The organism is Vibrio sp. S457-15 (genome assembly GCF_000960545.1).
Lineage (GTDB): Bacteria > Pseudomonadota > Gammaproteobacteria > Enterobacterales > Vibrionaceae > Vibrio > Vibrio parahaemolyticus.
This window is the reverse complement of record NZ_JYOQ01000177.1, coordinates 104,967-120,174: the sequence shown is the minus strand read 5'-3', so window position 1 is coordinate 120,174 and position 15,208 is coordinate 104,967. Positions and strand designations below refer to the sequence as shown.

The window sequence follows — 15,208 nt, the reverse complement described above, 5'->3', positions numbered from 1 at the left end:
CGTTTTTATTGGATAGGATATTGATTCGTCATAATACTGCTATCACTTCTGACGGGGTATGGGGCACGACCGAATGACCATAATGAAATTTGATCACCTTCCTGCGCTTTTCCATCAATCCTTGGTTGATCGCAGCATCCAAAATGCGCTTCGGTAAACGAAAGCGTATCGCATAGCCCTTTCCCTGATCTTCACTGTACGATTTCAGTGCCAGTAAATCGAAAAGCCTTTCAAGCGTGTTTTCCGGCTCCTCGTGATAACGCGCATCAACTTCATGGTCCACTTCGTAATCGGGATGCTCAGAGGGATCCCAAGAGGACTGACGTCGTCGCTTTTCATCACTTTTTACTTTGCGCTCGGCATTGGTTTTTGCCAATGCGACCGTCGGCGTCACAGGTTCTCGGACTCTGTTGTCACGAGCAGCTTGTTCCGTCTGCACATTAACGGATGGGGCGATCAGTGGCACACCTACGTTGGTCGGTGACACAATCATTGCGAACCCTCCTCAGAGTCGCCCAACTCGTCAATATGGCTTGGCCTTATTTACGAATAAAACCTTACCGACAATTATATCGGCCAAATTTTAATCAACTTTAGCCTTTTTCACTGCGCGATTTTAATCCCGAGCGAAATCTCGAACTTGCGCACAAAATTCATCATGTTCGGTCATGAACGGTGCATGAGAAGATTGAGAAAAGACAAACTGTTGCGTATGGGGCAGTTGCTGGCTGAGATCGGTCGCCACTTTAATCGGCACCAAACCATCCAAGCGACCATAAAGGCGTAGCATTGGCATGGTCAGGGAAATCAAAGCATCACGCAGATCAACATCCGCCAAAATATTTAAGCCAACCAATAGTGACTCTGGGTTCGGCTGAGGACGCGATAGCACCGCTTGTTTGAGTAGTTTAACATCTTTACGTGCAGACGGACTTCCCATGGCTTGCAGCGCCATAAAGCGCTCAATGGTCAGTGAAAAGTCTTCTAGTAACTGAGAGGTGAACGCGCTCAGTACATTCGGTTGAATGCCGCGCCACGGTTTTTCTGCGGCAAATTTTGGTGAGCTGGCGACGGTGATCAGCTTACTCACTCGCTGAGGAGCATTGAGCGCAATGTGCGTGGCAACCAAACCACCCAACGACCAACCTAGCCACACTGCTTTCTCTGGCGCGTCTTTTAGTACCATGGCAGCGATTTGTGCGAGGTCTTCACCATGATGCTCAGCGCTAAAGCCGTATCCAGGAAGATCGACGACATGGACACAAAAATCCGCCTGCAGAGATTCGACCGTTTGCTGCCAAACCGCGCCATTCATCCCCCAGCCATGCAGCAACACCAAATCCGGTCCCTGACCGAACGACTGCCAGTGTAAATTCGTGCTCATGCTCTCAATCTCTCCCACTTATTTTATTCCTTATCGCTTCACTCAAGCGTTAGGCTGTGCAAAATCTAACCTTGAATAAGCGGTATGTTATCTCATCACTGGCAAAACATCATGCATCGTGTGCTCAGCAGTCAATGCGGTTTATGTCGCTTCCCGATTCTGGCTGCCGCTCAACCCAATGCGCTGCGTTGGTGTGATCACTGTTATCAATATCTTACGCCAGTAAAACGCTGCCAACGTTGTGGATTGAGCTTAAAAGCAGAGGAAGCGAATATAGAGAGTATTTGCGGCGAGTGCCTCTCCGAGCCTCCCCCTTGGCAACGGCTATTTACCTTGGGAGACTACGATTTTCCGCTGTCTCGAGAAGTACAACGCTTCAAAGATCACGGACAAACATGGCATGTTCGCGCTTTAACGCAATTGCTTGCCCAGCGCATTTCAACTCCCGCTCCTCTTATCACCACAGTGCCTTTGCACTGGCAACGCTACTTTTATCGAGGCTTTAATCAGAGCGACATACTGGCGCGACATTTGGCTGGTCACCTTAATGTGAGGTTTGATAATCACGTGTTTCGCCGCGTAAAACACGTCCAGTCGCAGCGTGGGTACAAGAAATCCAGCCGAGAACAGAATTTAAAAGGCGCTTTCACCTTAAATCAGCCACCAAAGTATAACCACGTCGCAATCGTAGATGATGTGGTCACGACGGGAAGCACGGTTCGACAATTATGTCATTTACTACTTGAAGTTGGCGTAGAAACCGTCGATATTTACTGCATCTGCAGAACCCCTGCTCCTGGTGCTGTCTAGTTCGCTTCGCCATGCCTTAGCATCAAAAAGACTAGACCCATACGTCAACAGGAGTAGAATAGCAGCAGTAACCTACAAAATTACTCAGGTATTCGTCGTGTCAAATATTACTATTACAGAAACTGCGCAAACGCATTTCGCTAACCTTCTAGGCCAACAGCCAGAAGGCACTAACATTCGTATTTTCGTTGTGAACCCAGGTACACAAAACGCTGAGTGTGGCGTATCTTACTGCCCACCAGAAGCGGTTGAAGCGACCGACACTGAGATCCCTTACGCAGGTTTTTCAGCTTACGTGGATGAGCTAAGCCTACCTTTCCTTGAAGACGCTGAAATCGACTTCGTTACCGACAAAATGGGTTCTCAACTGACATTGAAAGCACCAAACGCAAAAATGCGTAAAGTGTCGGACGATGCGCCACTTGTAGAGCGTGTTGAGTACGTTATCCAAACTCAAGTTAACCCACAGCTTGCTGGCCACGGCGGTCATGTGAACTTGGTTGAGATTACTGAAGCAGGCGTAGCTATCGTTGCATTCGGTGGCGGCTGTAATGGTTGTTCAATGGTTGACGTAACACTAAAAGAAGGCATCGAGAAAGAGCTACTAAACCAATTCGTTGGTGAGCTAACAGCAGTTCGAGATGCAACAGAACACGACCGTGGTGACCACTCTTACTACTAAGAGCTTATCGTCGGTGAAAATGGGAGGCTTTGGTCTCCCATTTTTGTATCTGAACAATCCATCAAACACGTGAGATTCTTCGTCACACACGACCTCTTTCAAGGTTATCGAGCGAACACTGCCGAAGCGATGAAATCAAACTAGCAACTCTTGCAGAGTTCTCATATATTAAGAATCTTACGCACCTTACAAAAGCCAACGACACCAAGGAGTCAGCGCCATGTCGAAAAGGACCCCACCAGAGATTCTCTCTTGTCAGACGGTCGCACGATCAAAACTGTTTGCTGTGGAAGCCCTCGACCTTCGCTTCTCCAATGGCGAGCATCGCACTTATGAGCGCATGAAGCCAAGTGGCCGCGATGCCGTAATGGTTGTACCGATAACCGAGCAGGGCGATTTACTGTTGGTACGTGAATACGCTGCTGGTACAGAGCGTTACGAACTGGGTTTTCCTAAAGGTCTTATCGATCCCGGTGAAACGCCACATCAGGCCGCTGACCGCGAACTAAAAGAAGAAATTGGTTTTGGTTGTAAGGAACTCACCCCGTTAAAACAAGTGATCCTTGCTCCTTCTTATTTTTCGAGCAAGATGACGCTGTTTCTAGGTCAATCGCTATACCCTGAAAAGCAAGAAGGCGACGAACCAGAGCCGTTAGAAATTGTGCGCTGGCCACTCGCACAAGCCGAAGAGCTATTAACGCATTTGGACTTCTGTGAAGCACGAAGCATCACGGCGTTAATGTTGGCACTGAAACACTTACCAAACACCACTCACAACAACAATCAATAACGGTGTAAACCGACAAATATTGTGAGTAAGGACTATCACCTATGCCAATGACAAAAGATCTATCTCACCTGCTTCCTCAAGTTATCGAAATTGCCCGCAGTGCGGGACAAATGATTCTCGATATCTACGAGAAAAAGCAATATGAAGCGTACACCAAAAGTGATGAAACACCGGTCACAAGCGCCGATATTGCCGCGCACAAACTCATCACTGAACGTTTAAGTGAACTGACGCCAGACATCCCCGTGTTGTCTGAAGAAGCCGCCGACATCAGCTTAGAGCAGCGCGCACAATGGCAGCGTTATTGGTTGGTCGATCCACTAGATGGCACACAAGAATTCATCGCACGCAGTGGCGACTTTGCGACCATCATTGCATTAATTGACAACAACAAGCCAGCGATGGGCGTGGTGTATGGGCCTGTTTCTGGCGTCACGTATTACGCATACAGCGGCAAAGGTGCGTGGAAAATCCCAGACATGTCTGAAAGCGTGAAAATCCACACGCACAAACATGAACAAGCAGGACAAAACATTGCCATTGCTATCAGCCGTCGCCAAGACATTAATCGCATCACCAGCCGCATGAGCAGCGCTTGGAACTACGACTTAATTCCTCTCGGTTCTGCAGCACTAAAAGCGTGTTTGGTGGCGGAAGGAGCGGTCGATTGCTATTTACGTTTGGGCCCTACTGGCGAATGGGATACAGCAGCAACGCAATGCATCGTGGAAGAAGCCGGCGGACGCATTCTCAGCACTCACCTCGAACCTTTGTCTTACAACGAACGGGAAACGCTAGAGAACCCGAACTTTATCGTGCTGGGCGATACGAATTTGCCTTGGGATAACATCCTGCAACGCAAAGATTAAGTACTTATACTTGCGTAACTCAACTTGTATCATTAGGCCGTGAATTCCGTTCACGGCCTTTTCTTTTTCCCGCATGAGCAGCTTTAACAGTATTTGACCTACCATATACCTAAAGCTAATTAAACTGCACAAAATCACACAATTCCATTAAAATACAAAAACTTAAATAATCAGCTTTGGCCCTCGTTTATTTACGTACAGCGAATAGAGGGTTTGGCCTACTATGATCCAAAAGCAAAAAGAGCTGCACATTGGCAGCTCTTTTCTGTATTACGTTGGATCGAGATTAGAATCGGCCTTTGTAGTCAAACTCGTATTGGCCTTGTGCGTTTGGCTGTCCAAGCCATTTCAACTGCTCCCCCATGCTTGATGGGAAATCTGCGCCAGGTTTAAACCACGCTTTCGTTGAATAGCGTTGATTCGGCATCAGCTCCGCTGAAAACGCCGAGGAAACTTGCTTACTGGTTTGCTCACCTGATGCAGTTAGCACGCTATCTTGGCATTTCAAATCAGCAATAACAGGGCCGAGCTCTAAGCTTCCCACTGGACTTTGGATGCCACTGGCACTCCAAACCAATGTGCCTTCACCAGTTTTACACCACGGAGCTGCGTAAGTCGCATGACGAATGTTCAACTCCAGCTGGCCATCAACACCAACAGGCACCGGCAGGCGCGCTTGTTCGACGGCTTTCGATGCCGGGATCGACGCAACCAAATTTTCCGCGTAAGGGCCATCGCTGAGACTGTATCCAACTAAACCTCGACCGCGAATGTTCATATCGCTGCCGCGCCCAAAACGTACCGAAAATTCGGCTTTGCCGGTAAACAAGCTAGACCATTGGAAATCCCAATTCACTTGCCCTAGGTTTTGACGCTGCCAACGCACGCTAGAAGCCTGACCTTGCCAAACGGAACCGTGAGCACCTTGTATGTCGAGCCCTTTCACAGTGGGGGCTTGCTGGAGAACCCAAGAAACAGGTAACCCCATGATCAAGCTAACAGAAAAACAAACGATAAAGATTACAACGTAAAGTACTGCTCGCTTCACCTTAACCTCGCTTAAATTGCAGACGGTTCACATCAATCATGCCCGCTTGGTCTGTACGATCGATGTCTAAAAATTCAACTTCAATGCCTTGCTGCTCTTTCAAGTAGCGTAGCCAATCCACCAACTGGTTGAATGCGAGCGGTTTAATCCACACTTGCACACTGTCGTTGCGTGGTTGCACACGAATCAGTTCCACCTTAAAACGGCGCGCTGATGAAGAGACAAGTTGGTTAAGTGGCTGATTGGAAAAACTGACACCCCCGCTTTTTCTCAATGCGGTAATGTCATCAGCTTTGTCTTGTACCCATGTAAGCAATTGCTTTTCACTTTGGATACGAGATTGCGCCAACTCTGCACGTTGGCTCATCGGCTGCAGCAGCCCCCAGTAAAGAATGCCAAGGATGGCGAATGCACCACAGCCCAGCACAAGTCGTTGTTCACGCTGAGAGATGCCACTCCACCAAGCTTGCGCTTGAGAAATTAAATTCTTCATCATCACCTCACTGACGCTTCAACACAAAGCTACCCATCACAACGTTATCGCTGCGATTAAGCTGACCTTGCTCAACATTAAACTTCTCAGCCAACTTCACACGTGCCTGCTCAAAAGGCTGGAAGTCTGAGCTACGTGCGTGAATGCGCACTTCACCACGTTGGCCGTCATACTTAAAGCTGGTGATTTCTAGATCTTTCACCTGACCAAGCGTTGCTGGCAAGGCAGCAAGCCAAGACAACATCGCAACATCTGTTGAGCCACCAGATAAACGGCGCTCTTCATCTGTCATTTGACGCTTTAAATAACTTACGGTCGGAATTCGATTCTTGTTTGGGAAAACCTGACGGAAAATACGTTCGCTTTCTTCACGATAGGCTTGTGCTTGCGCCTCGTACTTGTGGACGACGAGAAGTTGCTGAGCCACGACCACCACTAACAAAACGCCCGCAGCGATAGCCGCCTTTTGCCAAACTTTCCAGTACTTACCCCAAGAAGACTTCGGCTTAAACTCGCCAGTTAACAGGTTCGTTTTACTACTCGCGACGCCTTTTGCGAGCAACGCCATCGTCATTTCTTCTGGCTTAGGAACCCATACACTCTCAACAGTCGATTCTGGCACGGAACTGTAGCAATCGAGTTGCCAACCTTCATGGTTTTGCAGGTAAGAAGAGAGGTAAAGATCCAGCCACGCCGAATCCACCACCGCGCCTTCCGTCTCTGAGTGACGAATTAGCCATTGCTCACCAATCAGTGCCGCACTGCTGTTGTCATCACTGACAGGCAATGCCAATACATCTGGCAAGATGCGTTTGATGGTCAACCCTTGGCTAGCAAAACGCTGTAGCACGGTTTGTACCCATGCGCGCTCGACCGCACACACTTGTGCTTTATCCGCTTGCTTACCCAATACGGTGAAGTGCAAGCTATCCACATCTTGCGCGACTTCATCTTCAATCAAATAAGGCAACATGCTGTCGAACTGACGTGTGGCACCAGGCGGAATGTCCACCTGAGTTAACACCACATCATTACTCGCTAGTAAAGCGATGACTTGGCGCTGGCCGGCATACGATACCAACTCATCCAAGTGTTCCCATCCGGCAAGTTCACCGCTGGCAATCACTTCCTGTTGTTCTGTCGACCACACCACCCAAGGAATGGTACTTTGTTGTTCGCTACTCAGCCGAACGGTCAGAAACTCGCTCACTGATCCCTCCAAAACGACGGCGAACGACCGTCACCGTTTCTCTATTTGTACTTTGCAAAAGGCTTCGGATACGTACTCGTGAATCATCCACCAACACTTGTGCATCCAATTCGAAGAAGGAGCTATCCACTCCTAAATAACCTTTGGCGTTTTTCTTTACATCATCGCTCAAGCCAGTTAATTCTGACTCCGCTAGAAATTCATCTACGCTGTCCCAACCATCGAAGGGACGCTTTTCTATCAGTTGAACCGCATCGCTGCTGCTCAAGTTCGGTGAAAACATAGCGACTAAAATCGGCGCTTGTTCCACCTCTATCGTGTTGACGTTTAAACGCCAATCATCACTTGGGATCGCACATACCAAGGGCTCAATCTTTTGATAAATTTCACCACTCACTTGATATACCGCGCGCAGTTCAGTTTTGTCTGCCATCCAACCATTAGCCGCTAAATACGAAGGTTTCATCGATTCGTAGGTGCTGTCTTCCACGCCAGTGGTTGAACGTACTGTGCTGTCTGAATCAATGTATTCCCAAGTGGAATCGGCAATCACTTCCGCTTGATACGGCTCTACATCCGATTCTTCCAACAAATGCTGCAGCACTTGAACCAAATATGGTCGAGTGGTTTGTTGTCCGGTCGGCTGCACTCGACTTAACACATTGAGGTTAAAGCACGCTTGCTTATCCATAATACGTCCTGCAGCTTGACCATAGTCCAATGGGTACACTTGTTCTTTAATCGCCCAAGGTTGGCTGAGGTTGATGGTATCGCTGTCTTTGTAGCTCTGCTCGATACCCACTTCAGCCAAGGCTTCAACACCAACACTGTACCAATATGCTTGCTGGTAATGGATTTGGTTTGAACCGCGCTGAAACTGCAAAAACAAACGTTCAGACATGGTGGCAGCAATGGTCGCCATAATAGCCAACAACATCAGTACAATAATCAAAGCAACACCACGCTGACGATTAGCCATTGTTGTTGCCCTCCGATGCTTTGTTTCTTTCACTTTCTGCAAGCTTGCCATCTGGCGTTAGATACGTGCGCGCAATTTCACCGTAATCCTTCAACTTCAAGACAACTGAGACAGCTTTCGGCAACTCTTTATTGCTGTCCCACTCTTTCTTCCACTGTTTACCGTCATAAAAACGCATGTCGAAAGATTCCACCTGCGTCAGCAACGGAGTGACAATGCCTTCCTGCCCAACAGGGGTATCTGGATAACGCCACCAAACACGCTGCAAGGTTTCTTCTTTAACGCGATAGCCCACTTTAGTCACTTCACCACGCGGGAACTGTTGCTGCGGGTTATGCCAACCCACACGTGCAAACATTAGGCCTTTCGCGTCGGAATCGAGTAAATAATCCGACCAAAAGATCAGTTGCCCGGCAGGGTCTTCGCCGTTGGTACGCGTTTGACGCAATGCCATTTGGCGGAAGTCGTTATCCATCATCACCATGGCGCGTTGCAGTTCATTCAAACGCTGAGTTCGCTCTTGCGACAACTCATTACTGCGCTGAACTTGCGACACCACTTGGTATGCCGCCACGCTCAAACTGGCAAAGATCGCTATCGACACCAGCACTTCAATGAGTGTAAAACCTTTTGCTGCGCGGCGCTTATTTGCGCGATTGGGTTTACTGCGCCACATAGCTTCTTACCGTAACAACTGGACTCGCGTTTTTCGCGGTCGCGACACTTACATCAAATGCTTTCAGCAATGGCTGCGTGGTGGCTACAGGCGTGACTTTCCAATACCATGTACGCCCTGCTAGCTCTTCGGTACCATTCTTGGCTTTCAGCGCGCCAGTATCTAGCATCACATTCGCCATTTGGTTATCCACAACCATTGCTGCAAACATCTTTTCTTCTAAGTAGCTGACTGTGTTGATGTGTTGACTCACTGAGCGAATCACACTGATCGCTGCGGTGGCAAAAATAGCCAGTGCAACCAACACTTCAAGCAACGTCATCCCTCGCACTCGACGATGGTTTAAGTTTGGTTGAGTTTGCTTAAAATTGCGCATTCGCATCCTCTTCCACTTCTTCACCTGGCGCTACCAACAGAATTTGCCCACTCTCTTTTCCGATCACTCGCCAACCATCGTTAAACGCATCGCCTTTTTGTGGGAAAAAAGACAAGGTAAACGGCGTGACTTCTGCGCTCGAGAAAATGAAGACTTGCGGTGGTTTCACTTTCTTTTCTTCAGTTTCGTCGGCAAACATGTCTTCAAACAGTGAACCCGGCTCAAACAAACGATCGTCTTTATCCCAAGCACCGCCACCTAGATCCAATTGCAATGCAATGTCATCTTCTAATTTGGTTTTGCTTGGAATTTGCTTCATTTCTAGCGGCTTCCAGCCTTCAGCGGTCAAGCTAAGCAGGGTGTAGGTCTTTTTGGTATCGTCGACACGCACACCAAAATCTTTACCGCTGAGTACGGCTTCTTCGTTAAGCAACTGCAAACGCTGAAAGAAACTTTGCGCGTATTGTTTAGAGAGGTCTTTTTGACTGGTAGGCAACGTAGTGATCACCGCCACCGCGGTAAGAGATAGCAAAACCAGCACCAATAGGATTTCTATTAATGTAAAACCGTTATGTTTTCGCATTTGTTTCATTAGTGCTGGCTTGCGCTCATTTTATTGGAAGTCTTGCATGTTCCAGTTGCCAATATCCGCTGCTGGACCTTCACCGCCCTCTTGACCATCCGCACCTAGAGTGAAGATATCAATCGTGCCGTTGTCACCAGGGCTTAGGTATTGGTATGCATTACCCCAAGGGTCATTTGGAAGACGCTTGATGTAACCACCATCACGGTAGTTGCGCGGTTCTGGGTTAGAAGGCTTAGTAACCAATGCGTCTAGACCTTGGTCTGTCGTTGGGTACACGCTGTTGTCTAGTTTGTACATATCCAACGCATTCTCTAACGCCACAATGTCAGTGATCGCTTTTTGTTGGTCTGCCTTTTCTTTGTTGCCTAGCAAGTTTGGAACAACAAAACTTGCCAAAATACCCAAGATAACAACAACTACCATCACTTCTAACAGTGTGAAACCGTGTTGCTTACTACGCTTAAATTTCATTTTTTTCTCCGAAAGTTAGATTCAAGCCACGTCTTAATTTAGACACGCCTTAATTCGAATATTATCCGCTCATCAAGTTATTCATTTCTAGCATCGGCATCAAGGTCGCCATGACAATGAATAACACCAATCCAGCCATTAATGCGATCAAGGCAGGAGTGAACACTCCCAACGCAATATTGACCGTAGATTCAAAGTTTTGGTCTTGGTTGTCCGCCGCACGCGTCAGCATGCTTTCTAACTCACCACTCTGCTCACCACTAGCGATCATATGCAGCATCATCGGTGGGAATAGACGGGTTTGATCCAGAGCTTTACGCAAGCTTGCCCCTTCACGGACGTTGTCTGCAGCAATCAACACTTGCTGCTTTACGTAACGGTTCGACATCACATCAACTGCCACTCGCATCCCTTCAAGAATTGGGATCGCACTTGAAGTACAAATCGACAAGGTACGAGCGAAACGAGCGGTATTGAGACCTTTAGAAATCTTACCAACGAGCGGCAAGCTGATGATTTTTCTGTCCCAAGACAAGCGAAAATCTGGTTTTTGCAATGCCAGTTTTAAGCCATAAAAACAAACTACTAGCACGGCAAAGATAATCAGCCCCCACTCTTGGACGAACTCACTAGCCGCCAGCAAAAATTGCGTTGACTGTGGTAACTCTTGCCCCATTTGAATGATCGGCTCGATGATTTTGGGTACCACGGTCGCCAACAAGAACGAGACAATCGCCACCGCAAACACCACTAACACGACAGGGTAGATCATCGCTTGCAACAGCTTAGAACGCATTTTCTGACGGTTTTCGACGTACTCCGCCAAGCGCTCTAAAACCGTATCAAGGTGTCCAGATTTTTCACCCGCGGCGACCATAGAGCGAAACAGTTCGTCAAAGACGTGTGGATAATCACCTAGGCTATCTGCCAATGGGTAACCTTCGGTGACTTTGGAGCGAACTGCAGCGATCATGGTGCGAATTCGTGGCTTTTCTGCTTGTTCAGAAACAGCTCGAAGACACTCTTCAAGAGGCATACCTGATTGAACAAGTGTGGATAGTTGACGCGTGATCAAAGCCAGTTCAGCCGTTTTGATACCACGTTTGAAGCCCACTGAGCCTGAAGACTTAGCCGCCTTTGCTTTGGCTTCCACGACCTCAACAGGGATCATCCCTTGTTCTTTCAGTCGTTGGCGCACTTGACGAGCATTATCCCCTTCAATCGTGCCTTTTTTTTGTTTGCCTTTTGCATCCAGCGCTTTGTATTCAAATGCAGCCATTACGCTTCCTTCGTCACTCGCATCACTTCTTCAAGTGACGTAATACCACAACGTACTTTGCTTAGACCATCACTGCGAATACTTGGCGTATGATTACGAACGGCTTTTTCCACTTCTTGCTCACCTGCTTCGCGGTGAATCAGCTCTTGAACCGTTTCATCGACAAGCACTAATTCATGAATGCCGGTACGTCCGCGATAACCTTTTTGGTTACACGCTTCACAGCCTTTCGCACGATGTAGAATGAGCGATTCACTTTCTGCCATGCCAAACAATTTTTTCTGTTCGCTGTCCGCTTCGTAAGGTTCTTTACAGTCAGAACAGAGCGTACGAACCAGACGCTGCGCTAGCACACCAAGCAGTGAAGAGGAGATCAAAAATGGTTCAATACCCATATCACGCAGACGCGTGATCGCACCAACAGCGGTGTTGGTATGCAGCGTCGACATTACCAGGTGACCAGTCAAAGACGCTTGCACCGCAATTTGCGCGGTTTCTAAGTCACGGATCTCACCCACCATCACCACATCCGGGTCCTGACGTAAGATCGCACGTAGACCACGCGCAAATGTCATGTCGACTTTCGGGTTAACTTGAGTCTGGCCAATGCCATCGATATCAAATTCGATTGGGTCTTCCACCGTCAGAATGTTGCGCTCGTTGCTGTTGATTTCTTGCAAGCCGGCGTACAAAGTGGTCGATTTACCAGAACCCGTAGGGCCGGTCACCAAGATGATGCCGTGTGGGCGACCAATGAGGTGACGGAAGTTGTCGTGTACCGAAGGAGTCATGCCCAAACTGTGCAGGTCAAGGCGCGTTGCGTTTTTATCTAACAGACGCATTACCACTCGTTCACCGTGAGAGGATGGCATGGTAGAAACACGCACGTCGACCGCTCGGCCACCAATACGTAGTGAGATACGACCATCTTGAGGCACACGCTTTTCAGCAATATCGAGCTTCGCCATAACTTTCACACGAGACACCAATAACGGCGCAAGCTTACGACTTGGCGTCAAGACCTCGCGCAGAACGCCGTCGACACGGAAGCGGATAGAAAGCGTCTTTTCAAACGTTTCGATATGGATATCGGACGCACCTTCTTTGATCGCTTCACCCAACATGGCATTGATCAATTTGATGATTGGCGCATCGTCTTCCGACTCTAACAAATCCTCGTCATGCGGTAGCTCTTCTGCCAACGAGAAGAAATCGTCACTGTCGGCACCGATATCTTCCATCAATTGACGAGCTTCTGATGAATCACGTTGATACGCTTCAGTCAGCTTTTTATCGAAGGATTCTTTATCGATGGCTTGAGGCACGAAACTGCGCTTAAGCACGCGACGTACTTCAACCAGAGCCGCTGGATTTAGCGGCTCCACGTAGTAAAGAATTGGAGGACGCTCAGGATGCTCTGTCTCCAAAACCAGTTTAAAGCGATTGGCAAAACTGAATGGCAGACGACGCATACTTGGCGCAGTGTCTAACATATCTACCATTAGTTCTTTTCCATTTGATCGATAAACGCTTGGATTTCAGCAGGATGCTTACGATCTTGGCCAAATGCAGGCATTACAGGAATTTTATCGTCCGACATTAACTTCAAACCTTGATCAGCCTTGTACAGTTGCTCGGCACGAATAAAGTTGTATTTACGTTGAGTGATACCGTCTGCGGTCATACCATCACGGATGATGGTTGGCTTAATGAAGACCATCAAATTGCGCTTCTGAGTTTGTGTACTGGTTGATTTGAACAAGTGACCCAATACTGGAATATCACCAAGCAGTGGCACTTTCGATTCACTTTCTAGTGCACGTTCATCAACCAAGCCACCTAGCACCAGCATCTGGCCATCTTGGATCATCACGGAAGTGTTAAGCTGGCGCTTAGCGAAACGAACGTCAACGGCACCATTAGCACCCAATACGTTAGAGACTTCTTGTTCAATATTTAGCTGAACAGAGTCACCTTCGTTGATCTGCGGTACAACTTTTAGCTTGATACCGACTTCTTTACGATCAACGGTTTGGAATGGGTTGTCGTTGTTTGAACCAGCAGTCGAGCCAGTAATAACAGGCACTTCCTCACCCACGATGAATGAGGCTTCGCCGTTATCCATCACAGTGATACTTGGAGAAGACAGGATGTTTGAGTTGGAATCCGAAGCAACCGCACTAATTAGCGCCGTCCAGTCACCCATCACGATGCTCATTGCGGCACCATTTACGCCGCCAAGAGCAGATGCAAGTGTTGAGTAGTCACCTTCTTCAGTGTACTGACGGTTTTCCCACTTGTTCGTGTCACTATTCCAGTAGCTTTCCGTTTTGGTAACGTCTTTCGCTTCTTCCAAACCAACCATGACTTGGCCGATTGGCGCACCTGTGTTGCCGTACTGGATCACGGCACCCGTTTCTAGTGACCCCCACTGAACGCCTAGGTTAATACCATCACCTTCGGACATTTCAACAATCAAGGCTTCAATCAGAACCTGAGCACGGCGAATATCTAATTGAGAAATTACGTCTTGCAAAGCCATCATGATATCTGGCGGCGCAGTCAGAACAAGTGAGTTGGTTGCTTCATGAGCCGCAATCACGACTTCACCGCGTTGTGCACTGGATGCACCTTTTTGACCCGCTTGTTTTTCGGCTTGCAGGTTGTCAGAGACACCTTTCAGTACATCAACTAGGTCTTCTGCTTTTGCATACTTAAGGTAAACCACTCGGTTGTTACCTTTCGTTGCCATTTCTACGTCAAGTTGACGAATCAAACGTTTCAGGCGTGCACGTACTTTCGGATCGCCAGAAATCAGGATCGAGTTCGTACGCTCATCCGCGACGATTTTTGGTTCAAGAAACTCAGGCGTGCTCTTTTGGTTGGTCGTTTTGTTCAGGGCTTCTACGATACGAACCATTTCAGCAGCCGAGGCATTGCGAAGCTCTACTAGCTCGATCTCTTTGTCACCAGCTTGGTCAACGCGTTTGATGATTTCTGCTAGACGGTTTACTACCGCTGCACGACCGGTGATCAGGATGATGTTAGCTGGATCGTAATGAACCACATTACCCGCACCGGCATTATCAATCAGCTGGCGCAATAGCGGTGACAATTCACGAACAGAGACATTTCGCACAGCAACCACGCGAGTGATGACGCTATCGCCTTTTGCGCTACCATCCCCCATAACAGGGATTGCAGAGGTCTTAGAGTCTTTTGCTTTGATGACTTTGAGTACGCCGTTGTCCATTTCTACGACTGCATAGCCGTACACTTCCAACACGTTAAGGAAGAAGCTGTAATATTGCTCTTCGTTTAACACGTCGTAGCTGCGAACGTCGATTTTACCGCGCACCGAAGGGTCAACGATGATGGTCTTTTCTAAGTTACGACCAACAATGTTGATGAATTCTTGAATGTCAGTGCCTTTGAAACTCGCACTAAATTCATTTGCCATCGCGCCTGGAACGCAGAGTAGACTCCCTGCCAGTAACCAAGCACTTTTGCTAAACCAATGTTTCACGTATGTCTCCCTGAACTTACGCTGGTTGC

General features: G+C 48.1%; 17 protein-coding genes. 4 read left to right on the top strand and 13 right to left on the bottom strand.

Translation table 11 applies throughout. From position 1 onward, the window contains the following. Window positions 1-28: 28 nt before the first annotated feature. Together UF05_RS20160 and bioH are read right to left on the bottom strand one after the other, a co-directional pair. Window positions 29-493 carry a hypothetical protein gene (locus UF05_RS20160; RefSeq protein ID WP_021486912.1) on the bottom strand — a complete coding sequence of 155 codons (465 nt, stop codon included), beginning with the start codon at window positions 491-493 and terminating at the stop codon, window positions 29-31. A 123-nt stretch (window positions 494-616) separates the two neighbouring features. Further along, on the bottom strand, window positions 617-1,384 hold the full coding sequence (bioH, locus tag UF05_RS20155; protein ID WP_031818739.1) for a pimeloyl-ACP methyl ester esterase BioH: 768 nt from the start codon (window positions 1,382-1,384) through the stop codon (window positions 617-619). An 84-nt stretch (window positions 1,385-1,468) separates the two neighbouring features. Between bioH and UF05_RS20150 the strand changes: the two genes are divergently transcribed. From UF05_RS20150 to cysQ, 4 genes are all read left to right on the top strand, one after another. After that, window positions 1,469-2,194, top strand: coding sequence for an amidophosphoribosyltransferase (locus UF05_RS20150; RefSeq protein ID WP_017449060.1), 726 nt, complete (start codon window positions 1,469-1,471; stop codon window positions 2,192-2,194). Window positions 2,195-2,291: 97 nt separating this feature from the next. Next, window positions 2,292-2,876, top strand: coding sequence for a Fe-S biogenesis protein NfuA (gene nfuA, locus UF05_RS20145; RefSeq protein ID WP_005458964.1), 585 nt, complete (start codon window positions 2,292-2,294; stop codon window positions 2,874-2,876). Window positions 2,877-3,096: 220 nt separating this feature from the next. Beyond that, window positions 3,097-3,666, top strand: a complete 570-nt coding sequence (nudE, locus tag UF05_RS20140) for an ADP compounds hydrolase NudE (protein ID WP_021448936.1) — start codon at window positions 3,097-3,099, stop codon at window positions 3,664-3,666. A 41-nt stretch (window positions 3,667-3,707) separates the two neighbouring features. Beyond that, window positions 3,708-4,535, top strand: a complete 828-nt coding sequence (gene cysQ, locus UF05_RS20135; protein ID WP_025518553.1) for a 3'(2'),5'-bisphosphate nucleotidase CysQ — start codon at window positions 3,708-3,710, stop codon at window positions 4,533-4,535. Window positions 4,536-4,821: 286 nt separating this feature from the next. On the opposite strand, the gene UF05_RS20130 is transcribed toward cysQ, so the two are convergent. The 11 genes from UF05_RS20130 to gspD all read right to left on the bottom strand — a co-directional run bounded on the left by UF05_RS20130 (window position 4,822) and on the right by gspD (window position 15,179). Continuing rightward, complete coding sequence (locus UF05_RS20130) at window positions 4,822-5,583, bottom strand: type II secretion system protein N (protein WP_021486905.1); 762 nt, start codon at window positions 5,581-5,583, stop codon at window positions 4,822-4,824. Window position 5,584: 1 nt separating this feature from the next. Then, window positions 5,585-6,076 carry a type II secretion system protein M gene (locus UF05_RS20125; RefSeq protein WP_005458943.1) on the bottom strand — a complete coding sequence of 164 codons (492 nt, stop codon included), beginning with the start codon at window positions 6,074-6,076 and terminating at the stop codon, window positions 5,585-5,587. A 7-nt stretch (window positions 6,077-6,083) separates the two neighbouring features. Continuing rightward, the gene (gene gspL, locus UF05_RS20120; RefSeq protein ID WP_025523023.1) at window positions 6,084-7,286 is read right to left on the bottom strand and encodes a type II secretion system protein GspL; all 1,203 of its coding nucleotides are present in this window, start codon (window positions 7,284-7,286) and stop codon (window positions 6,084-6,086) included. After that, a complete protein-coding gene (gspK, locus tag UF05_RS20115; protein ID WP_045544785.1) occupies window positions 7,255-8,265 on the bottom strand; it encodes a type II secretion system minor pseudopilin GspK in 1,011 nt (336 codons plus the stop codon). Before gspK ends, gspL begins: the two co-directional genes overlap by 32 nt. Then, window positions 8,258-8,941 carry a type II secretion system minor pseudopilin GspJ gene (gspJ, locus tag UF05_RS20110; protein ID WP_020839934.1) on the bottom strand — a complete coding sequence of 228 codons (684 nt, stop codon included), beginning with the start codon at window positions 8,939-8,941 and terminating at the stop codon, window positions 8,258-8,260. Before gspJ ends, gspK begins: the two co-directional genes overlap by 8 nt. Then, window positions 8,928-9,317 (bottom strand): type II secretion system minor pseudopilin GspI, encoded by a 390-nt coding sequence (gene gspI, locus UF05_RS20105; RefSeq protein ID WP_025622193.1) that lies wholly within the window; start codon window positions 9,315-9,317, stop codon window positions 8,928-8,930. The genes gspJ and gspI overlap by 14 nt, the downstream gene beginning before the upstream one ends. Continuing rightward, window positions 9,304-9,900 carry a type II secretion system minor pseudopilin GspH gene (gene gspH / locus UF05_RS20100; protein ID WP_023624183.1) on the bottom strand — a complete coding sequence of 199 codons (597 nt, stop codon included), beginning with the start codon at window positions 9,898-9,900 and terminating at the stop codon, window positions 9,304-9,306. Before gspH ends, gspI begins: the two co-directional genes overlap by 14 nt. Window positions 9,901-9,930: 30 nt before the next feature. Beyond that, complete coding sequence (gene gspG, locus UF05_RS20095; protein WP_005465191.1) at window positions 9,931-10,374, bottom strand: type II secretion system major pseudopilin GspG; 444 nt, start codon at window positions 10,372-10,374, stop codon at window positions 9,931-9,933. Window positions 10,375-10,435: 61 nt separating this feature from the next. Beyond that, entirely contained in the window at window positions 10,436-11,653 is a 1,218-nt protein-coding gene (gene gspF / locus UF05_RS20090) for a type II secretion system inner membrane protein GspF (RefSeq protein ID WP_005465194.1), read from the bottom strand. Next, the gene (gene gspE, locus UF05_RS20085; RefSeq protein WP_005478662.1) at window positions 11,653-13,155 is read right to left on the bottom strand and encodes a type II secretion system ATPase GspE; all 1,503 of its coding nucleotides are present in this window, start codon (window positions 13,153-13,155) and stop codon (window positions 11,653-11,655) included. The genes gspF and gspE overlap by 1 nt, the downstream gene beginning before the upstream one ends. Continuing rightward, window positions 13,155-15,179 (bottom strand): type II secretion system secretin GspD, encoded by a 2,025-nt coding sequence (gene gspD / locus UF05_RS20080; protein WP_020839932.1) that lies wholly within the window; start codon window positions 15,177-15,179, stop codon window positions 13,155-13,157. The genes gspE and gspD overlap by 1 nt, the downstream gene beginning before the upstream one ends. Window positions 15,180-15,208 lie beyond the last annotated feature (29 nt).